This is a genomic window from Deinococcus indicus (genome assembly GCF_002198095.1).
In the GTDB taxonomy this organism is placed as follows: Bacteria; Deinococcota; Deinococci; order Deinococcales; family Deinococcaceae; genus Deinococcus; species Deinococcus caeni.
On record NZ_NHMK01000025.1, the window covers coordinates 88,373 to 108,314 of the forward strand.

At 70.2% G+C, this 19,942-nt stretch carries 20 protein-coding genes and 1 other RNA gene; 15 read left to right on the forward strand and 6 right to left on the reverse strand.

What is annotated here, in order from left to right; all coding sequences use genetic code 11:
* Positions 1–17 precede the first annotated feature (17 nt).
* Entirely contained in the window at positions 18–662 is a 645-nt protein-coding gene (locus CBQ26_RS16145) for a thiamine diphosphokinase (RefSeq protein WP_088249665.1), read from the reverse strand.
* Between the two features lie 151 nt (positions 663–813).
* Here CBQ26_RS16145 and CBQ26_RS16150 point away from each other — a divergent pair, with 151 nt between their 5' ends.
* A complete protein-coding gene (locus CBQ26_RS16150) occupies positions 814–2,454 on the forward strand; it encodes a CTP synthase (RefSeq protein ID WP_088249666.1) in 1,641 nt (546 codons plus the stop codon).
* 190 nt (positions 2,455–2,644) lie between these two features.
* On the opposite strand, the gene coaE is transcribed toward CBQ26_RS16150, so the two are convergent.
* Entirely contained in the window at positions 2,645–3,250 is a 606-nt protein-coding gene (coaE, locus tag CBQ26_RS16155) for a dephospho-CoA kinase (RefSeq protein ID WP_088249667.1), read from the reverse strand.
* A 224-nt stretch (positions 3,251–3,474) separates the two neighbouring features.
* Here coaE and CBQ26_RS16160 point away from each other — a divergent pair, with 224 nt between their 5' ends.
* From CBQ26_RS16160 to gatA, 3 genes are all read left to right on the forward strand, one after another.
* Positions 3,475–4,662: a tetratricopeptide repeat protein gene (locus CBQ26_RS16160; RefSeq protein ID WP_229843935.1), complete on the forward strand. Its 1,188-nt coding sequence runs from the start codon at positions 3,475–3,477 to the stop codon at positions 4,660–4,662.
* 383 nt (positions 4,663–5,045) lie between these two features.
* Positions 5,046–5,618, forward strand: coding sequence for a CAP domain-containing protein (locus tag CBQ26_RS16165; protein ID WP_088249669.1), 573 nt, complete (start codon positions 5,046–5,048; stop codon positions 5,616–5,618).
* Positions 5,619–5,779: 161 nt separating this feature from the next.
* Positions 5,780–7,255, forward strand: a complete 1,476-nt coding sequence (gatA, locus tag CBQ26_RS16170; RefSeq protein ID WP_088249670.1) for an Asp-tRNA(Asn)/Glu-tRNA(Gln) amidotransferase subunit GatA — start codon at positions 5,780–5,782, stop codon at positions 7,253–7,255.
* Positions 7,256–7,339: 84 nt separating this feature from the next.
* Here gatA and truB read toward each other — a convergent pair whose 3' ends face one another.
* Positions 7,340–8,284 (reverse strand): tRNA pseudouridine(55) synthase TruB, encoded by a 945-nt coding sequence (truB, locus tag CBQ26_RS16175; protein ID WP_088249671.1) that lies wholly within the window; start codon positions 8,282–8,284, stop codon positions 7,340–7,342.
* 100 nt (positions 8,285–8,384) lie between these two features.
* On the opposite strand from truB, the gene CBQ26_RS16180 reads away from it, so the two are divergent.
* The 3 genes from CBQ26_RS16180 to rnpB all read left to right on the forward strand — a co-directional run bounded on the left by CBQ26_RS16180 (position 8,385) and on the right by rnpB (position 10,085).
* On the forward strand, positions 8,385–8,756 hold the full coding sequence (locus tag CBQ26_RS16180; RefSeq protein ID WP_088249672.1) for a hypothetical protein: 372 nt from the start codon (positions 8,385–8,387) through the stop codon (positions 8,754–8,756).
* Positions 8,753–9,562, forward strand: coding sequence for a pseudouridine synthase (locus CBQ26_RS16185; RefSeq protein WP_088249673.1), 810 nt, complete (start codon positions 8,753–8,755; stop codon positions 9,560–9,562). The genes CBQ26_RS16180 and CBQ26_RS16185 overlap by 4 nt, the downstream gene beginning before the upstream one ends.
* An 85-nt stretch (positions 9,563–9,647) precedes the next feature.
* Positions 9,648–10,085, forward strand: an RNA gene (gene rnpB / locus CBQ26_RS16190) — RNase P RNA component class A.
* An 84-nt stretch (positions 10,086–10,169) separates the two neighbouring features.
* Here the strand turns inward: rnpB and CBQ26_RS16195 are convergent.
* Complete coding sequence (locus tag CBQ26_RS16195; RefSeq protein WP_088249674.1) at positions 10,170–10,526, reverse strand: DUF423 domain-containing protein; 357 nt, start codon at positions 10,524–10,526, stop codon at positions 10,170–10,172.
* 276 nt (positions 10,527–10,802) lie between these two features.
* Here CBQ26_RS16195 and mraZ point away from each other — a divergent pair, with 276 nt between their 5' ends.
* The 7 genes from mraZ to CBQ26_RS16230 all read left to right on the forward strand — a co-directional run bounded on the left by mraZ (position 10,803) and on the right by CBQ26_RS16230 (position 17,748).
* Positions 10,803–11,231, forward strand: coding sequence for a division/cell wall cluster transcriptional repressor MraZ (mraZ, locus tag CBQ26_RS16200; protein ID WP_088249675.1), 429 nt, complete (start codon positions 10,803–10,805; stop codon positions 11,229–11,231).
* 5 nt (positions 11,232–11,236) lie between these two features.
* Positions 11,237–12,202 carry a 16S rRNA (cytosine(1402)-N(4))-methyltransferase RsmH gene (gene rsmH, locus CBQ26_RS16205; RefSeq protein WP_088249737.1) on the forward strand — a complete coding sequence of 322 codons (966 nt, stop codon included), beginning with the start codon at positions 11,237–11,239 and terminating at the stop codon, positions 12,200–12,202.
* Positions 12,199–12,606, forward strand: a complete 408-nt coding sequence (locus CBQ26_RS16210) for a hypothetical protein (RefSeq protein ID WP_229843936.1) — start codon at positions 12,199–12,201, stop codon at positions 12,604–12,606. Before rsmH ends, CBQ26_RS16210 begins: the two co-directional genes overlap by 4 nt.
* Complete coding sequence (locus CBQ26_RS16215) at positions 12,597–13,937, forward strand: peptidoglycan D,D-transpeptidase FtsI family protein (RefSeq protein ID WP_088249676.1); 1,341 nt, start codon at positions 12,597–12,599, stop codon at positions 13,935–13,937. The genes CBQ26_RS16210 and CBQ26_RS16215 overlap by 10 nt, the downstream gene beginning before the upstream one ends.
* Positions 13,938–14,511: 574 nt before the next feature.
* Positions 14,512–15,078: a 3D domain-containing protein gene (locus CBQ26_RS16220; protein ID WP_088249677.1), complete on the forward strand. Its 567-nt coding sequence runs from the start codon at positions 14,512–14,514 to the stop codon at positions 15,076–15,078.
* Between the two features lie 120 nt (positions 15,079–15,198).
* Positions 15,199–16,407: an ABC transporter permease gene (locus CBQ26_RS16225; protein ID WP_088249678.1), complete on the forward strand. Its 1,209-nt coding sequence runs from the start codon at positions 15,199–15,201 to the stop codon at positions 16,405–16,407.
* A 321-nt stretch (positions 16,408–16,728) separates the two neighbouring features.
* Positions 16,729–17,748, forward strand: a complete 1,020-nt coding sequence (locus CBQ26_RS16230) for a PEGA domain-containing protein (protein ID WP_088249679.1) — start codon at positions 16,729–16,731, stop codon at positions 17,746–17,748.
* A 132-nt stretch (positions 17,749–17,880) separates the two neighbouring features.
* Here the strand turns inward: CBQ26_RS16230 and CBQ26_RS16235 are convergent, their stop codons facing one another.
* On the reverse strand, positions 17,881–18,456 hold the full coding sequence (locus CBQ26_RS16235; protein ID WP_088249680.1) for an NUDIX hydrolase: 576 nt from the start codon (positions 18,454–18,456) through the stop codon (positions 17,881–17,883).
* Positions 18,453–19,097, reverse strand: a complete 645-nt coding sequence (locus CBQ26_RS16240; protein ID WP_088249681.1) for a MazG family protein — start codon at positions 19,095–19,097, stop codon at positions 18,453–18,455. Before CBQ26_RS16240 ends, CBQ26_RS16235 begins: the two co-directional genes overlap by 4 nt.
* Before the next feature lie 291 nt (positions 19,098–19,388).
* Here CBQ26_RS16240 and CBQ26_RS16245 point away from each other — a divergent pair, with 291 nt between their 5' ends.
* Positions 19,389–19,907 carry a hypothetical protein gene (locus CBQ26_RS16245; protein ID WP_229843937.1) on the forward strand — a complete coding sequence of 173 codons (519 nt, stop codon included), beginning with the start codon at positions 19,389–19,391 and terminating at the stop codon, positions 19,905–19,907.
* Positions 19,908–19,942: the final 35 nt, after the last annotated feature.

Consider the following 19,942-nt stretch of genomic DNA (forward strand, 5'->3'; position numbering starts at 1 on the left):
ACAAACGGCAGTCCGTATCAGTCCGGCAGGGTGGGCAGCGCGGTCAGCAGTGCGTGGCCCCCGCGCAGCGAGGCGGTCACCGGGCCGCCCTGGACCTCGTTGCTGACCGTCCAGCCGCTGCCCAGCGGAATATCGGCGCTGTCCAGCGGCCAGCGCACGCCGCCCAGGCTCAGGCCCCGCAGGTCCGAGAGGGCCAGCACGCTCAGGGTCGCGCCCGGCGCGACGGCCAGCGACAGGGGAGAGGCGGCGGTCAGCGGCCAGCCCCACTCGTCCCCGCTGGTCAGGGTGACGCGCAGCCCGTCGCGTTCCGTCAGGCGCACCGCCAGCAGCGCCAGCGCCAGCGCGTGATCGAAACGGCCGCCGAACGCGCCCAGCAGCACCAGTTCGGTCGCGCCCCGCTCGCGCGCCACCCGGATCGCCAGTTCCGCGTCCGTCTCGTCCTTCGCGGCCGGGTGGACCTCGCGCGGCGCGTCCACGAACACTCCGGCCGACGAGTCGAAATCCCCCACCCAGGCGTCCACCGGCGCGCCCAGGCCCCACATGGTCAGCAGCGCCGCGTGCCGCGCCCCGCCGTCCGCCGCGACCACCAGCGCCGGGCGCGGCAACGCCTGCAGCAGCGGCGAATCCATCAGCCGGCCCCCCACCAGAATCCACGCGATCAAGCTGCCCTCACGCCCGGCAGTATGCCGCGCGGGGCGACCCCCCTGCCTGGGTGTGCTAGCATCAAATCCCGGAGGCCGAGCGCCCCGGTTTTTCTTTTTGGCTCCCTGGTAGTGGGGTGGTCCCACGTGGAGCGGGCGCTCGCGGTCAGACATGAAATACATCTTCGTTACAGGCGGCGTCGTCAGCAGCCTCGGTAAAGGCGTGGCCAGCGCGTCCCTCGGGGCGCTGCTGCGTGCGCGCGGCTACAAGGTCACGGCCGTCAAGATCGACCCCTACATCAACATCGACGCGGGCACCATGCGGCCCTACGAGCACGGCGAGTGCTTCGTCACCGCGTCCGGCGCCGAGACCGACCTGGACATCGGCAACTACGAGCGCTTCCTGGACCTGGACATCCCGGCGGGCAGCAACATCACGACCGGGCAGGTGTACCAGGAGGTCATCCGCAAGGAACGCGCCGGGGATTACCTGTCGCAGACCGTGCAGGTCATCCCGCACGTCACGGACGAGATCAAACGCCGGGTGCGCGCCGCCGGTGAACGCGCCGGGGCCGAGATCGTCCTGATCGAGGTGGGCGGCACGGTGGGCGACATCGAATCGCTGCCGTTCCTCGAAGCGATCCGGCAGTTCAAGTTCGACGAGGGGGACGAGAACGTCCTGTACCTGCACCTGACGCTCGTGCCCTACCTGGGCACCAGCAACGAGTTCAAGACCAAACCCACCCAGCACTCGGTCGCGGAACTGCGCTCCGTGGGCATCAGTCCCGACATCGTCATGGTCCGCAGCAAGGAGAAACTCCCGGCCGAGATCACCCGCAAGATCGCCGCCTTCACCAGCGTCCGCGAGAACCGCGTGTTCTCCAGCTTTGACGTGTCGCACGTGTACGAGGTGCCCCTGGCGCTGGAGGAACAGGGCCTGGGCAAGACCGTCGAGGACATCCTGTCCCTGGAACGCATCCACCCGAACCTCGCCGTGTGGCAGAACGCCGTCAAGACTATCAAGCAGCCCGCGCGTGAAGTCACGATCGCCATCGCCGGGAAGTACACCGCGATGCCCGACGCGTACCTGAGCCTCATGGAGTCCCTCACGCACGCCGGGATCGCCAACGACGCCCGCGTGAACATCCAGTGGGTGAACGCCGAGGACCTCGCCGACCCCAGCGTCACCGACGCGGACGTGCAGGCCAGACTCGCGCAGGCCGACGGCATCCTCGTGCCCGGCGGCTTCGGCATCCGCGGCATCGAGGGCAAGATCCGCGCCGCGCAGCACGCCCGCGAGAGCGGCACCCCGTACCTGGGCATCTGCCTGGGCATGCAGATCGCCGTGATCGAATACGCCCGCCACAAGGCCGGCCTGGAAGGCGCGAACAGCGCCGAGTTCGACGAGTACGCCCCGCACAAGGTCATCGACCTGATGCCCGAACAGCTCGAAGTGGCCGGGATGGGCGGCACCATGCGCCTGGGCGACTGGCCCATGGACCTGCAGGCCGGCACGAAGATCGCCGAACTGTACGGCGTTCCGCAGGGCGGCACCGTCCGCGAACGCCACCGCCACCGCTTCGAGGTGAACCCCGCCTACACGCAGCAGCTCAAGGACGCCGGACTGGTCATCAGCGGCGTCACCCCCGGCGTCGAGGGACGCGGCGCGGGCCTCGTGGAAACCATCGAGATTCCCGGCCATCCCTTCTTCGTGGCCCTCCAGGCCCACCCGGAATTCAAGAGCCGCCCCATGCGCCCCAGCCCCCCATTCGCCGCCTTCATCAAGGCCGCACTGGACGCCCAGAAGGCATAACCCCACAGTGAAGAGGGGGGCGGACTCGCAGGCCGGGTCCGCCCCCTTCTCTGGTCTGTGGGGATCGGGCGGCCTTGACACGGGCAGCCGGGTCCCGCAGACGCTGTTGACCATCAGCCATCAGCCATCAGCCATCAGCCATCAGCCATCAGCCATCAACCATCAGCCATCAGCCATCAACCATCAGCCATCAATTATCCAGCCCCAGCTGGCGCAGCGCCCGGTCCACCTGAGCTTCGAGGTGGGCGTGGTCGCCGCTGTTGTCGATGATGACGGTGGCGCGCTGGCGTTTCTGCTCGGCGGGGAGCTGGCGGGCGTCGCGGGCCAGCACCTCGGTTTCGGTCAGGCTGCTGCGGGTCATGACGCGCTGCACGCGCAGGGGCAGGGGGGCGTCCACGACGATCACGGCGTCCATCTGGGCGTCCAGGCTGCCCTCGAACAGCAGCGGGATGTCCTGTACGACTGCCGGCGCGCCGTGTGCGGCGGCCTGCGTTTCCAGGGCGGCCATGCGTGTCCGGACGCGGGGGTGCGTGATGGCGTTCAGGTCTGCCAGGGCGGCGGGGTCGCCGAACACCCGCGCGGCCAGGGCGGCGCGGTCCAGGGTGCCGTCCGCGACCACGCCGGGAAAGCGGGTTTCGAGCAGGGCCAGCACCTCGGGGTCCTGCGTGACCAGCCGGGCCTGCTCGTCGGCGTCCAGGACGGTCAGGCCGCGTGCGCGCAGCAGGGCGGCGACGGTGCTCTTGCCCGCGCCGATGGACCCGGTCAGGCCGATGCGCCGGAGGGAGGGGAGGCTCATGCTGCCGACTGTAGCAGCGAGCAGTGTGGCCGGACCGGGCGGGGGCGCGTCAGCTGCCGGTCACGCCGGGCGTGAAGACTGTCAGAATGGATGGCCCCCTGTCTCACAGCCGCTTCACCCCCGCTGTGTTCGTTCTCACGTATTATCCGCTCACGCCACATACTGGCAGGGCGTGGCCGTTTCCGGTGCAGCCGCCCCGGACGGACCCCACGGAGGTTTTTCGAGTGAATCGACGCACGACCGTTTCTGGCCTGCTGGGCCTGATGATTACCCTGGGTCTCGCTGCGGCATCTGCCGCGGTCGCCCAGACGGCCCCCACCCAGACCGCGCCCGCCCAGCCTGCCCAGGCGGCGCCTGCTCCCACCGCTCCGGCGCGCGTCATTCCGGCCGCGAATTACGTCGCGGTGGGCGTGTACTACTACGAGCAGGGGCAGTTCGATCAGGCGTACGTGGCGTACCGCGCCGCCGCCGAGATCGACCCGCGCAACACCGACGCCCTGATCGGCCTGGGGCGCTCGCAGGTGAAGTTGCGCCTGTACAGCGCCGGTATCGAGACCCTCCGGCGCCTGATCAGCATCGACAGCCGGAACTTCGACGCGTACATCTCGCTGTCGCAGGCGTACGTGCAGCAGTACATCGGGGCGGGGGACCGCGCCAGCGTCGCTTCCAACCTGAACGAGGCGCTGCGCGTCCTGACCGATGCGGAGGCCGTGGCGCCGGCCGGCGCGTCCCGGAACGTGCCGCTCAGCCGCGTGTGGAACGAGCGCGGGTACGTGTACAAGTTGCAGGGCGACGGTACGAAGGCCATCGAGGCGTTCCGGCAGGCGTCCACGCTGAACCCGGACAACTCGATCCTGCTGTACAACCTGGGCGACATGTACTACGCGACCGGGAACATCCCGCAGGCGCTCGATTACCTGCAGCAGGCCGTGATCGTGGACCCGCGCGACGCGTACAACCGTGCGTACTACGCCAAGCTGCTGGCCCTGAGCGGCAACCTGACCGCCGCGCGCCCCGAGGCCGCCCAGGCGGCGCGTCTGGCCCCGAAGAACGCCTACGCGGTCGGGCAGTACGGCGTGGTCAGCTACCTCGCCAAGGACACGGCGACGGCGCGTGCGCAGCTGACCCAGGCGGTCACGCTCGACCCGCTGCGCTACCCGGAGTTCTACTACTACCTGGGTCGCCTGAACCTCGACAGCGGCGAACTGAAGGCCGCCCGTGAGAACCTGACGCGCGCCGCCGCGCTGGGCAGCAACACCCCCGAGTACCTGTATTACCTGGGCCTGAGTTACGAGCGGGGCGCCGGTGCGGTCGCGCCGGACCGTCTGAAGGCCCGCGAGAACTACGAGGCGGCGCTGAAACTCAGTCCGTCGTACCGGCTGGCCCAGGAGGGCCTGAACCGCACGCGCTGAACCGTATGCGCTGACGCGCCGCCCCGGCCCACCCTGGCCGGAATTGTCACAGAACTCTGACAGGCGCCGCTGTCTGTCACAACCCACTTCAGGCTGCCGACGACCCGTTTCCGCGACGGGTCGTCGCTGATTTGACCCCCCCACCCCCCACCCCCGCAAGAATGGCAGGGCATGGGGAAAAATGCGTCTGGATCGACCAAGAATCCCACTGTGCGGGTGGCCGGGCGGGGCGTGCCCGGCCTGGGGTGCCCCCCCCGGATGGGGGCAATCCAGGGCGCGGCTGTTCATGACTCCGTACGTGAGCCGCCTGAAAGGGACCACTGACTAAGGTGAGGGCACTTCAACCGCTGAACCCATTCAGGCAGCGAAAAAGGACACCTCACATGCCCAGCTTCCCCCACCCCCTGACCCTCCTGATCCCCGCCGCGCTGCTGCTCGCCTCCTGCGGCGCCGGCCCCAGCGTCCCCAGCGCCGTGGGCAGCACCACCACCACCGGCAACCAGGGCAGCGGCCTGAAGGACGCCGGCAGCCAGACCATGGGCGCCGAGGAAGCCCAGATCCTGCGGGAGATCAACGAGGCCCGCGCCGTGCCCCGCACCTGCGGTACCCAGCGCTTCGAAGCGGCCGCGCCCGTCACCTGGAACGGCTACCTGGCCGCCGCGGCCCGCGCCCACGCGGCCGACATGGCTGCCCGCGGGTACTTCGACCACGACACCCCGGAGGGCGTCAAGCCCGCCCAGCGCGCCGAGGCGGCCGGGTACACCGGCTGGCGGATCGTGGCCGAGAACATCGCCGCCGGGTACACCCTGGCCAACGTCACGCAGGGCTGGCTGGACAGCCCCAGCCACTGCAAGACCCTGATGGACCCGACCCTGAAAGAGGTCGGCGTGGGCTACGTCTACAAGCCCGGCAGCCGGTACGGCACGTACTGGGTGCAGGATTACGGCACGCGCTGAGGCGTGACCGCACCGCGCTCCAGGGTTGAAGCTGGGCGCACGCGATAAAGAAAGGGTGGGACGGTTCTGTGAGGGGAGCCGTCCCACCCGCCCTGTCGTGGGCCGGGCGGTTCAGACGGCCGGGCGTACCGGACCGGGCCGCGCCGCTAGACTGACCGGGTATGTCCGTGCCCGCCACCCCGCCCACCAGCGCCACCAGCAGCGCCGCCGCCCAGGCGCGCGCCGTGCAGTCGCGCGACACGACCCCCCAGGACCTGACGGCCGCCACCCTGGCCCGCATCGAGGCGGCCCGTGACCTGAACGCCGTCCTGAGCGTCAACCCGCACGCCGCCGCGCAGGCCGCGCAGGTGCAGGCCCGCCTGGACGCTGGAGAGCCCCTGCCGCTCGCGGGTGTGCCGGTGATCGTCAAGGACAACATCAACGTGACGGGCACCGCCACCACCAGCGGCAGCCGCATCCTGCGCGGGTACGTCAGTCCCTACGACGCCACGGCCGCCGCGCGGCTCGTGCAGGCGGGCGCCGTGATCGTCGCCAAGGCCAACATGGACGAGTTCGCCATGGGCAGCTCCACCGAGAACAGCGCCTACGGCCCCACCCTGAACCCGCACGACCCGGCCCGCGTGCCCGGCGGCAGCAGCGGCGGCAGCGCCGTGGCGGTCGCCGCCGGCCTGAGCGCCGTCAGCCTGGGCAGCGACACCGGCGGCAGCGTCCGCCAGCCCGCCGCGTTCACCGGCGTGTACGGCCTGAAACCCACCTACGGCCGGGTCAGCCGCTCCGGCCTGATCGCGTACGCCAGCAGCCTCGACCAGATCGGGCCGTTCGCCCGCAGCGCCGAGGACCTCGCGCTCGTCATGAACGTCATCGCGGGGCACGACCCCCTGGACGCCACCAGCCTGCACGCGCCGCCCGCCTTCACCGCCGGGACGCCCGACGACCTGCGCGGCCTGCGGGTCGGCGTGATCACCGAGAGCCTCGCCGGGAACACGCCGGGCGTCGAGGCGACCCTGAACGCCACCCTGGACGCCCTGCGCGGCGCGGGCGCGACCGTCGCCGAGGTCAGCCTGCCGGAACTGCGCTACGCCATCGCCGCGTACTACCTGATCGCCATGCCCGAGGCGAGCAGCAACCTCGCCCGCTTCGACGGCATGGTGTACGGCCAGCGCGCCCCCGGCAGCGACGTGACCGAGGCCATGACCCTGACCCGCGAGCAGGGCTTCGGCCCGGAAGTGCAGCGCCGCATCCTGATCGGCACGTACGCCCTGAGCAGCGGCTACTACGACGCGTACTACAGCAAGGCCATGAAGGTCCGCCGCCTGATCGCCGACCGCTTCACGCAGGCCTTCGGGCAGTTCGACGTGCTCGTCACGCCCACCAGCCCCTTCCCGGCGTTCCGGCGCGGCGAGAAGACCAGCGACCCGCTGGCCATGTACGCCGCCGACGTGGACACCGTCGCCGTCAACCTCGCGGGCCTCCCGGCCCTGAGTGTCCCCGCCGGCTTCGAGACGGTGGACGGCACGCCCCTGCCGGTCGGCATCCAGTTCATTGCGCCTGCCCTGCACGACGAACGCCTCGTGCAGGTCGCCGGTGCGCTGGAAGGCATCGGCCTCGCGCAGCCGCAGGTGGCGCCAGGCTACTGATCTCGGCCGCAAAGAGTGGGCTGCAGAGAGTGGGAAGTGGAGAGGGCTGGACCTACTCACCACTTCCCACTCTCTAAGCACCGTTCACGCCCAGGCGCGCACGACTTTCAGCTGCTCGCCGTTGCCGTCCACGACCGCCACCAGTTCGCCGCTGAGGGTGACGACGTGGCGGCCCTGCGCGGTGTGTGCCGGGCGTTTGCCCTGGCGGAGTTCGCGGGCCACGCGGTCGTCGGCCTCGATGACGGGGAAGTCCAGCGCGGCCAGGTCGGGGATGCCGGTCGCGCCGGGCAGGTCGTCCACGGTCACGGCGTCACGCAGGTCGTAGCGGCCCACGCGGGTGCGGACCAGTCCGCCCAGGTGCGCGGGCACGCCGAGTGCGGCGCCCACGTCGCGGGCCAGGGAGCGCAGGTACGTGCCGCTGCCCACGCTGGCGCGCACCAGCAGGGTCGGGAACTCGCCCAGCGCGGGCGGCAGGGTGAAGGTGTGGCCGGTTTCAGCGGGGGTCCAGTCCTGCGGGTCGAAGGTGCGCGGCGCGGCGTCCACACTGGGGTACACGCCCAGCAGGTCCAGCGAGTGGATGGTCACGTTCCGGGCAGGCAGGTCCAGCGCGCCCCCGGCTCGGGCGACCGCGTAGGCCCGCTGGCCGCCCACCTGAATCGCGCTGTACTGCGGCGGCACCTGCGCCTGCGGCCCGGTGAACGTGTAGAGAGTTTCGCGAAGGTCATCAAGACTCTTCGCGTCCGGGGTCAACCAACCGGAGACGTCCGCGACCTCCTCCACGGGCCCCTCGGCGTCCAGGGTGGGCGTCCCGGCCCCCAGGCTGATCCATGCGAGGTAGTCCTTGCTGTCGGCCTCCATGAACTGCACGACCTTCGTGGAGTCGTCCACGCACAGCACCAGTACCCCGGTCGCCAGCGGGTCCAGCGTGCCGGTGTGCCCCACGCGCTTGGTGCCGCGCGCCCGCCTCGCGCGGTTCACGACATCGTGTGAGGTCAGGTTCAGCGGCTTGTCCACGGCAATCACGGGCATACGGGGGAGGGTAGCAGGTGCGGGAGCCCGCCGCAGCGCCCCCCGGCGGCCGGGACTGCGCGGGGCGACGCCGCTCAGCCGGGCGGGTAGACTGGGTCCTGTGTTGCGCGTCGCGTTCTGGCTGACCGCCCTGCTGTTCATCCCGCTGGGCCTGTACCTCTACTTCCTGTCGCCGGGCGTGGCGGCCCTGCTGGGCGTCTCGCCGCTGTGGCTGGCACGCGGCAGCGGCGCGCTGCTGCTGGCCTGGGGGGCCTTTCAGGTGGCGGCCAGTTTCCGGCCGGACGCCGTGAAGGTCGCCGGACTGGTCGGCGGGAACCTGCTGTGCGTGGCCGCGCTGCTGCCCGCCGCGCTGCGCGGCGCCGAATCCCTGCCGCCGGGCCTGCGCTCGCTGCTGCTGGGCCTGTCGGCCTTCCTGATCGTCCTGGCCGTGCTGGCCATCCTCTCCTTTCCATCCCGCCGGGGGCACCTATGACCGACCGTTCCGCTGACCATCCCGACCCCATCCCCACCAGTCCCGGCGGGGAACGCCTCCAGAAACGCCTCGCGCGCGCCGGGGTCGCCTCGCGCCGCGCCGTCGAGGACCTGATCAAGGCGGGCCGCGTGACCGTGAACGGCGAGGTCGCCGTGCTGGGCCGCACCGTCACCGACGCGGACGACATCCGCGTGGACGGGCGGCTGATCGAGACCGAGAGCGTCCCGAAGGTCACGTTCATGCTGTACAAACCGCGCGGGTACGTCACGACCGCCCGCGACGAGTACGGCCGCCGCAACGTGCTGGACGCCATGCCGAACATTCCGGGCCTGCACCCGGTCGGCCGCCTGGACCGCGACTCCGAAGGGCTGCTGCTGCTGACCACCGACGGCGACCTGACACTGACCATGACCCACCCCCGCTACGGGCACGAGAAGGCGTACCGCGCCTGGACGGACGGCCCGGAAGACCCCACCCAGGCGGACCTGGACCCCCTGACGGACGGCACCCTGAAACTGGAGGACGGTCCGGCCCGCGCCCTGCAGGCGACCCCGGCGCGCGGCGGGGCGTTCGTGACGCTCGGCGAGGGCCGCAACCGGCAGGTGCGGCGCATGCTCGACGGGATCGGGCACCCGGTCACGCGCCTGCTGCGCTACCGCGTGGGCGGCCTGTGGCTGGGCAACATGGAGGTCGGCGAGTACCAGCAGCTCGACGGGCGCGACCTGCAGGACCTGCTGCACCCGGAGAAGGTCCCGGCAGCCGTCTGGGACCGCGAGTGGGAACGCATCCAGAAACGCTGGGGGTAAAGGGGGGTAAGGGGGCTGTGGGTTGACAGGCAGTGCCGTTCCCGCAACCCACAGCCCACACCCCATCCTGCTATGCTCTGTCCTTGCGGGGGAATGTTCGGCCGCGCCCAGGCGTGAGTCTGGGTGAGGAAAGTCCGGGCACCGCAGGGCAGGGATGCCAGCTAACGGCTGGTCGGCGAGTCAAGTGCCCGCGGCGCGCGCCTGCGCGTGGGTGGCGGCGAAGCCGAAGGACAGTGCCACAGAAACCAGACCGCCACCTGCTGACGTTTCAGTACGCGGAGCCCCGGCGCGGGCGGGCAGGTGGTCAGGGTGAAACGGTGCGGTAAGAGCGCACCAGGCTTCCGGGAGACCGGAGGTGTCTGGTAAACCCCATCCGGTGCAAGACCCGACAGTGCGCGAGGGTGGCCCGCCCGATGACCGCCAGGATGGTCGCTTGAGGCGCGCGGCGACGCGCGTCCCAGAGAGATGGCCGAACAGTCACGAGAGTGACGGACAGAACCCGGCTTACAGTTCCCCCGCACCAGTACGAGCAGGCCGCCCCGGTTTTCCGGAGGCGGCCTGCTTCAGGTGGTGGGCTGTGGGGCGTGCTGTTCCCACAGCCCGCGATCTACGCCGCCTTCCTCGCGTCCAGGGCGGCCAGCACGAACGCGGCGATCATCAGGACGCCGCCGATGGGGGTGACGGCGCCCAGGATCTTCACGCCGGTCAGGGTCAGCAGGTACAGGCTGCCGCTGAAGATCACGGCGCCCGCCAGCAGCGGCCAGGGCGCGCGGATCTGGGCCGGCTGGGTGCCCAGGATCATCAGGGCCAGCGCGGCGTACATCTGGTAACGCACGCCGGTCTCGAAGGTCGTCAGGGCTTCGGGCGTCAGCTGGGCTTTCAGGGCGTGGGCTCCGAACGCGCCGAGCGCGACGCCCGCGGCGGCCAGGAGCGCGCCGCTTCGCAGGGCGTGGGGGGCAGGCATACGCGGATGCTAGTCCGGCGGGTCCGGGGAAAGTGTCCTGCGGGGAACCCGGCCGCGACCGGGAACCCCCGGAACGGTGTCCGGGGGGCCGGGGTGGGAAAACGGCCGGCTTGGGGGTCGATTTGTGGGGTCTGGTGGGAATTGGTGGTAATTCGTGGGGAGGACTGTTACACTCCCCGCATCAACCTCAATGCGTTTAGTTCGTGTTCATGGTTGAACGTTGCCTGACGTTCCGCCGGGCTGACCGGTGGGAACGGGTGGGGAAAAGGGGAGACGTTGCCGTTCGGAGAGTACCCGTACACCATCGACGACAAGGGGCGTGTGGTCATTCCACCGCCTTTTCGTGAATTCGTGGAGGACGGCATGATCCTGACGCGCGGCATGGAGGGCTGCCTGTACGTGTTTCCGGTGTCGAGCTGGAAGCGTGTCGAGGAGCAGCTCGAAGGTCTTCCCCTCACGGACGCCGGCTCGCGGGCGTTCGTGCGTTTCTTTTACTCCGGCGCGAACAAGGCCCGGCTGGACAACCAGAGCCGCGTGTCGGTCCCGCAGACCCTGCGGGCCTTCGCGGGTCTGGACAGCGACGTGATCGTGGCGGGCGCACCCGGCCGCCTGGAACTGTGGAACCCGGCGCGCTGGGAGGCGGCCATCACGGCCGTGCAGGACAACCCGCCCAACCCTGACCTTCTCGTGAACTTCGTGGCGTGAACAGCATGAATGCAGATACCGAACACCCCAACCGCCTGACCCCGGAGCCTGACGCTCCGTCTGAACCGATTCACCCTGAGCTCCCCACCGACCCGGCCGAGGACACCGGGAGCCTCTCGCACGTGCCGGTACTGGCTGACGAGGTCATCCAGGCCCTGGCGCCCGCGCCCGGCAAGGTCTTCGTGGACGGCACGCTGGGCGGCGCCGGGCACACCGGGCTGCTGCTGGCAGCCGGCGCGACCGTGTACGGCATCGACCAGGACCCCTTCGCGCTCGACCGGGCGCGCGCCGCGAACCACGCGGGCCTGCACGTCCTGCAGGGCAACTACCGCGACATGGTGGCGCTGCTGGCCGGCGCGGGCGTCACGCAGGTGGACGGCATCCTGCTGGACATCGGCGTGAGTTCCTTTCAGCTCGACGACACCGGGCGCGGCTTCTCGTACCACACCGAGGCGCCGCTGGACATGCGCATGAGCCAGTCCGGCGAGAGCGCCGCCGACGTGGTGAACAGCTACGACGAGGAGGACATCGCCGCGATCATCTACGAGTACGGCGAGGACCGCCTGTCGCGCCGGATCGCGCGGGGCATCGTGTACGCCCGCGAGAAGGCGCCCATCGAGACGACCGTGCAACTGGCCGACATCGTCAAGCGGGCGTATCCGGGCTTCAGCAAGGGCATCCACCCGGCCCGGCGGACCTTCCAGGCGCTGCGTATCCACGTGAACGACGAACTGGGCGCGCTGCGCGACGGTCTTCAGGCCGCCGAGACGCTGCTGGCCCCCGGCGGGCGGCTGGCCGTGATCAGCTTCCACTCGCTGGAGGACCGCATCGTGAAACGCTTCCTGCTGGGCAGCGAGGTCCTGTCGCCGCTGACCAAGCGCCCCGTGATCGCCTCCGAGGCCGAGCAGGCGACCAACCCGCGCGCCCGCAGCGCGAAACTCCGCTCGGCCGAACGGGTGGGAAGCGCGTGATCCTGCCGTTCCGGAAGGGAGCGGCGCTGCGCGAGGTGCGCCTGGGCCGCCTGACGGTGGACACCAGCCTGCCCACCTGGCGGGGCCGGGCGGTGCGGTACGTGCTGATCTACCTGCTGATGGTGCTGGCGCTCGTGACGGTCCGCGCCGCCACCCAGCAGGTCCGGCCGAACCTGAAAGAGGCGCAGGCGCGCGAGGCGGCCCTGACCACCCAGCGTGACGACCTGGCGCTGCAACTGCAGATGCTGGAAAACCCGCAGCGATTGAGGGACTGGGCGTTCGCGAACGGCATGCAGCGGTTCACGGACGCCCGCAAGGAAACCGCGAAGATCGCGGGCGTGAAGGCCGCGCCGGCCGCGCCGACCGCGCCCCGCCGGGTGGAGGTGAGCGTTCAGTGGAAGTGAAGATCCGGAACCGTTCGGCGTTCATGCGGGTGCTGGCCCTGGGGATGTTCCTGCTGCTGGTCTGGGCGTACGGGCAGCTGGAGTGGGGCGTGCCGCAGGCGGTGCGCAGCTCGGTGATGCAGGGGCGCGGCAAGATCGTGACCTCCGACGGCAAGGTGCTGGCCATGAGCCGCGACGGCAAGCGGGTGTACCCGCAGGGGCAGATCGCCGGGCAGCTGGTCGGCATGATGGGCGCCACCGAGGGCCTCGAGGGCCTGGAAGCGGCGTACAACGACTCGCTGGCCGCCGGGCAGACCCTGAAACTCACGCTGGACACCCAGGTGCAGGCGTCGGCCGAGGCGGCGCTGGCGCGGGCCGTTCCGGCGCACCGGGGCGAATTCGGGTCGGTGGTGGTGCTGGAGACCCGCACGGGCCGCGTGCTGGCCGCCGCGACGTACCCGCCGTTCGACCCGAACCAGTGGCGCCGCTACAAGCCGGACGTCTGGCTGAACCGGCCGTTCGTGACCCGCTTCGAGCCGGGCTCCACCGTCAAGCCGCTGGTCGTGGCCGCCGCCATGAACGAGGGCCTGACCACGCCGGACACGGTGTACAGCACGCCCATGCGCCGCTTCGTGGGGGGCCGCTGGGGCAGCACCATCGGGGACGCCGTGGCTCACCCGTCCTCGCTGAACACCCAGGGCGTCCTGCGGTACAGCAGCAACGTGGGCATGACGCACATCGTCGAGCGTTTCCCGTCCGAGGACCTGTACGGGTACCTTCAGGACTACGGGTTCGGGCGGCAGATGAGCCTGCCGAACCTGCCGGCCGCGACCGGATCGCTGCAACCCCTGGCCCGCTGGAACGATCTGGTGCGCGCCACGAACTCGTTCGGGCAGGGCATGAGCAGCACGAACCTGCAACTGGCGGCGGCCTTCAACGTCCTGGCGAACGACGGGCAGTACGTGACGCCCCGTCTGGTCGAGGGAGCCGGCGGGGTGGAGCGCCGCAACGTGATCCGTCCGGAGGTGGCGCGCGCCACGCGGCTGATGCTGCGGAACGTGATCAATGAGGGCATTTTCGCCAAGGCGGGCATCGAGGGTTACGACCTGGCGGGCAAGACCGGCACGGCGCAGACGGTGGACGCCAACGGCCGGTACTCGAAGACGATCTACGACAGTACGTTCGGTGGGTTCTTCCCGGCCGAGTCGCCGCGCGTGACGATCGCGGTGATGGTCCACGGCGCCCGGCTCGATTACCACGGTTCGCAGCTGGCCGCGCCGATCTTCAAGGAGATCTCGGCGGACGTCCTGTCCGGCTGGGCGGCCGCGCCGGGCAAGAGCAAGGACGACTGATCCGGACTCCGGTTGAATGGCCTGCACGGCCGTTCAATCCGAGTGGATGCGTGTAGGAGCTGGGCGGGTGCCGGACCTGGAGCTGGCAAACCGGAACCTCACCGGCTTGCCAGCGAAACAGACGGCAGTCCGTATGAGTCATTCATGAGTGCGCGTCCGGAATTGACCGCCAGTACATCTGTGCTTTCGGGGTTCTCTCACGGTCCGGTCCTCCGGCAGGGTAATCTGGCTTACTAATTGAGGCCAATCCAGGTCGTCGGGAGTGGTGGTCTTTACCAGATTCTGCCCTGCGCAGAACATTTCTATGAGAAACTAAATGAGAGCATTAGAACTTGTCTCATCTTAGAAAGCGCCTTTCTGTGGGCGCTTTCTGTTTTTTTTGAACTCGATCAAGAAATAAATCATCTTTAGAATGAGATCACAAACGGCTATTTATCAGGAAGCTGCCATCCTGGCCCCGTACGCTCATTCTCGAGATCGGGAAAGCCTTCATGCTGGCACCCGCACTTGAATCCACCACCAGAAAAACGCCGGATGCTGCCGGGCCACCCGCCCCGCCTCCGCAGGAGACCTCATGCTTCAACCCCTGATCCGCTGGACCCGCGCCGTCCTGTTCAGCCTCGCCGGAGTGGCCGCCGCCACCCCCGCCCTGCCCGCCAGCACCGTCGCCACCGACGCCGTCCGCGACGCCCTGGCCACCACCCCGGCCCCCGCACCCGCCGCCACCCAGGCCCAGAGCGCCGCGCAGGTCCGCGCCGAGGCCGTCGCCCGCGCCAGCGCCGCCAGCGATACCGTCGCGCTCACGCCCATCCGCGGCAAGACCGCCATCGCCCGCTCCACCGCGTACAACAGCGTCCCCGGACAGACCGACTCCACGCCGTTCATCACGGCCACCGGCACCCGCACCCGCCCCGGCGTGGTCGCCCTGTCCCGCGACCTGCTGCGCACCTTCCCCTACGGCACCAAGGTCATGATCGAGGACCTGAGCGGCAAGTACACCAACATGCTCAAGGGCCGCGTCTTCATCGTCGAGGACACCATGGCCGCCCGCAAGACCAACTCGGTCGACATCTGGATGGCTACCCGCAGCGAGGCCCTGAACTGGGGCGCACGCCAGATCCGCATCACCGCCGTCCGCTGATCCCCGCCCACTGACCCCCTGCACCCGACCGGGCCCCCTCCACGCGAGCGGGGCCCGGTTTCAATCTGCCCGCACGCCGGCCCGGAAGCCTCCGGGCGCTTCTGGTATCCTCCGCCTTGCATGAATTCAGCCCCGGCCACCCCACCCGAGCGCGGCCCCGCCGCCCCCGACCGCTCGCTGGCATGGTCCCTGGCCCGCGCCCACCTGCGCCGCCGCCGCACCCAGAACGTCCTGACCATCCTCGGCATCGCCGTGGGCGTCATGGCCCTGATCGCCGCGCTGAGCCTCACCAACGGCTTCACCCGCGCCCTGGTGGACGCCACCCTGCGCGCCAGCCCCCACCTGAGCGTCACGGCCTTCAACGCCTCCGGCCCGGACCGCGAACTGGAACGCGCCGCCGCCTCCGACCCACGCGTCCTGGCCTTCACGCCCTTCCTGGCCGACAAGGGCCTGCTGACCCGCCCCGCCACGCAGGGCCGCGCCGCCGGGGTGGACTTCGCCACGCTGTTCGGCGTGACCGGGCAGGCCGCCCGCGTGCTCGACCTGCCGCCCGCCGAACGCGCCGCCCTGGCCTCCCTGAAAGACGGCGAGGTGATCCTGGGCTCGGCCCTGGCCCGCAGCGTCGGCGCCTTCACCGGCGACGAGGTCCGCCTGCTGAACTCCACGCAGCGCCGCACCAGCCTCAGCGTCCGGGGCGTGTTCACCACCGGCAACTACCTGATCGACTCCGCGTACGCCTTCACGAACCTGAGCACCCTCCAGACCCTCCAGGGCACCACCAACATCACCGGGTACCAGCTGCGCCTGCGCAACCCGGACCTCGCCCCCGCCGTCGGGGACGACCTGACCCGCACCCGCCCGTACTCGCCGCTGCCCTGGCAGAGCCTGTACGGCACCCTGCTCGACCAGCTGGCGCTGCAGAAGAAGGTCATCGGGTTCGTGGTCCTGCTGATCGTGGTCGTCGCGGCGTTCGGCATCGCCAACGTCCTGACGCTGGCCGTGTTCGAGAAGACCCAGGAGATCGCCATCCTGCGCGCCATCGGCGCCACCCGCCGCCTGATCACGCAGGTGTTCCTGCTCGAGGGCCTCGCGCTGGGCCTGGGCGGCCTGCTGCTGGGCAACGTGCTGGGCCTGGGCATCAGCGCGTACTTCACGGTGCGGCCCTTCACGCTGCCCGGCGACCTGTACTTCATCACCAGCCTCCCGGTCGAGGTGCGCGCCAGCGACCTGATCGGCGTGAACGCCATCGGCCTGATCACCACCCTGCTGGCCGCCCTGATTCCCGCCCGGCGCGCCGCCGGCATCGAACCGGCCCGCATCATCCGCTGATACGGACTCCGATTGAATGGGCTGCAAAGCCCGTTCAATCCGAGCGGATGCGAGCAGGAGAGAAACGGGTTCCGGACGTGAAGCCGGCAATCCGGTGAAGTTCCGGATTGTCGGCGAAACAAACGGAATCCGTATGAGAGCGGTTTCTGGTGTGTTGAGGGGACTCCTCCATTGGAAGTGAAACCCTGGGGCGTACCGTCGGCTCCGGGGTGAAAGTGCAAACCGCTGTGAGTCTCCGACCTGACCGTCAGCTGAACGCCCCTAAACGTTTCACCGGGTTCGCCTCATGGTCCGTCATGTGACGGCGCCTAGGCTGAACCCATGAACAAGTTCCTGATGATTCCCGCAGCCCTGCTGCTCAGCACCGCCGCCGCCGCCCCCAAGATCAGCGCGCAGAGCATCATCGTGAACCCCGCGCAGCCGGACCTGAACGTCAGCGTCCGCGTGGACAAGGACGCCACCGGCAACCAGAACCCCGCCTACCGCGTGGACGACAAGATCACCGTCAGCGCCACCGTCAACCGTGACGCGTACGTGTACCTGTTCAACGTGAACCCCGACGGCAGCGTCGACCAGATTCTCCCCAACCGCCTGAGCGACAGCAACTTCGTGAAGGCCGGCACCACCAAGAGCTTCCCCGCGCCGGGCGACAACTTCACGTACACGGTGGGCGGTCCCGTCGGGCAGAACAAGGTCCTGGCGCTCGCCAGCCTGACCCCGCTGGAACTCGACCAGATCAGCTCCTTCAAGACCGCCCAGGACCAGTTCGCCACCGTGAACGCCAAGAACCAGAACGGACTGGCGCAGGCCCTGAGCATCGTCGTCACGCCCCTGCCGCAGAACAGCTGGGTCAGCGACACGGCCTTCTACACCGTCGCCGCCCGCAACCCGGTCAGCACCGGCAGCCTGTTCGTCGGCACGAACGTCGCCAACGCCAGCGTCATCCTGAACGGCCGGACCCTCGGCGCGGCGAACGTCACGTACAGCGGCCTGCGCGCCGGCACCTACCCCGTTCGTGTGAAGGCGCCCGGCTACCGTGACTACACCACGACCATCACCGTCCGCGCCGGCAGCACCACCAACCTGAACGTGGAGTTCGCGCAGGCCGTCACGCCCGCTCCCGTCACCAACCGCTTCACCGTCACCATCCGCACCACCGTGAACGGCGCGCGCGTGTTCGTGGACGGCCAGGAAGCCGGCACGGTCAGCGGCGGCCAGCTGAACCTCCAGCTGACGCGCGGCACCCACGAGATCCTGCTCGTGGCGCCCGGCTACCGTACCTTCAGCAACACCTACAACATCACCCAGAACGGCCAGATCACCATCACCCCCACGCGCTGAACCCGCCCGCTGATCCGGGTCCACACTGCGCAGGCCTGACCTGAGCCCATGGGCCGCCCCCACTCACCGAACCCTGGTGAGTGGGGGCGGCCCGTTCTGGCCTGCTCGACGACGGCCACGGGGGCGGGGTGGTCAGCCGGGTCCGTCGGTCAGCAGGTCGTGCAGGACGCGCGCCGTCATGCCCCAGATGTCGTGGCCCTGCCAGGGGTAGCGGTACAGCGGCACCCGCTGCCCGTCCGGCAGGGTGCGGACCTCCCGCACCACCGGCAGTTCCCGCAGGTCCGCCAGGGACGGCAGCAGCAGTTGCGCCACCTCGCCCCCCAGGGTCAGGGTGGGTTCGGCCGGAATGCGTGCCAGGACCGGCGTGACGTGAAAACCGACCGGGGTGAACACGTCGTCCAGTTCACCCAGGACCGTCACCTGAGCGGGGTCCAGGCCCACTTCCTCCCAGGCCTCGCGCACGGCGGCCTGCACGGGCGTCTCGCCGGGTTCCAGGCTGCCGCCGGGGAAACTGATCTGCCCCTGGTGGGTGGGCAGGTCCGCCGAGCGCACCGTGAGCAGCACGCGCGGGTCCACCTCGCGGGTCAGGGCGACCAGCACGGCGGCGCGGCGGTAGGTGGGCAGGTGCAGGCTGCGCCGGCCCCGCTCGCCCACCCACAGCGCCCAGGGGTCCGCCAGCGCGTGGTCCAGCGGGTCGGCGCCGTTCAAGTGTCCTCCGTGCCGGGCAGGGCGCGCAGCGTTGTCCGCGAGTGGTCCCGCAGGACCAGTTCCGGGTCCACGCCCACGCTGCGCGCCCAGGTGACCACCGCCGCCAGCACGTCCGCCACGCCCTGCGCGGTATCGGGGGCCTGCGTGGCCGCCTGCGTGACGGCGGCCCGCGCCTGCTCTGCCGGCACTTTCGGAACGCCCGCCAGTTTCTGCGTTTTGGCCTCGCGGGCCAGGGCGCCCAGCCCGGCGGGCACGCGGTCCTCGGGGCGGCGCGGCCGGCCGCCGCGTTCCTGCGCCTTGATCGCCTGCCAGGTTCTCATGACGTCCGCGCTGTCCTGAACGCTGGCCTCACCGAACACATGCGGGTGGCGGCGCACCAGTTTTTCCACGATGCCCCGCTCGACGGCCGCGTAGTCGAAGGTGCCGGCCTCCTCGGCGATCACGCTGTGAAACGCGACCTGAAGCAGCACGTCGCCCAGTTCGTCGCTCAGCGCGGCCGGGTCGCCGCTGCCTGCCGCGTCGGCCGCCTCGGCCGCCTCCTCCAGCAGGTAGGGGCGCAGGGAGTCGTGGGTCTGCTCCTGATCCCAGGGGCACCCGTCCGGGGCGCGCAGGCGGCGCATGATCGTCAGCAGGTCCTGCATGCCGTCACTGTAGCGCCCGCACCTGCGTGCCCGTCCGTACGCCGGAACACATGAGACGGACTCCGATTGAATGGGCTGCAAAGCCCGCCCGGTCCGAGCGGATGCGACTCGGAGAGCTGCCCCGCAGAGTGGGAGCCACACGCCCCTCCGGACGTGGAGCCAGCAGGGGCGGTGAAGTTCCGGATTGTTGGCGAAACAGACGGCAGTCCGTATGAGGCCGCGCGGCGGCCGGGGCGCGGTCCCTCACCCTCACTTCATGCCGCGTCAGCTGGAGTGTGATGCACTGCGGCCATGCCCATCATGACCGAACCGACCCGTACCCCCCTCCTGACCCGCCCGGCCCGGCGGCGCGTGGCCCTGCTGCCCGCCGCGTTGCTGCTCGCTGCCGCGCTGCCGGTCGGGAACGCGCAGGCCGGCCCGGCCGGCTGGAACGGCGCCGCGCTGTCGTCCGCCACGTACGTGATCCTGGCCCCGCAGATTCAGGGCAACCCGAACGCCGTGAGCGCCCAGCAGCGTCAGGGTGTGCTGGAAGCCATGCAGCGCGACTCGGCCGGAGCGATCAAGCGCCGCTACCCGAACGCCGTGATCGCCACCGATCCCGCCACGCCCGGCGCGGTGCAGGTCCGGCCGGTGCTGGTCACGCCGTCCGTGCTGGCCCCCTGGAACAAACTGACCGCGCAGCTGGAGTTCCGCCTGCCGGCCGGGAACAACGTGATCGTCAAGCAGGATTTCGGCGTGCTGACCCTCTGGCAGAAGCAGGCCGAGGCGGCCAACTACATGTACGACGTGCTGGCCCAGCGGCTGCCCTGACGGCGCGGCCCCGGTCCATTCCTGGCCGGTGCCGG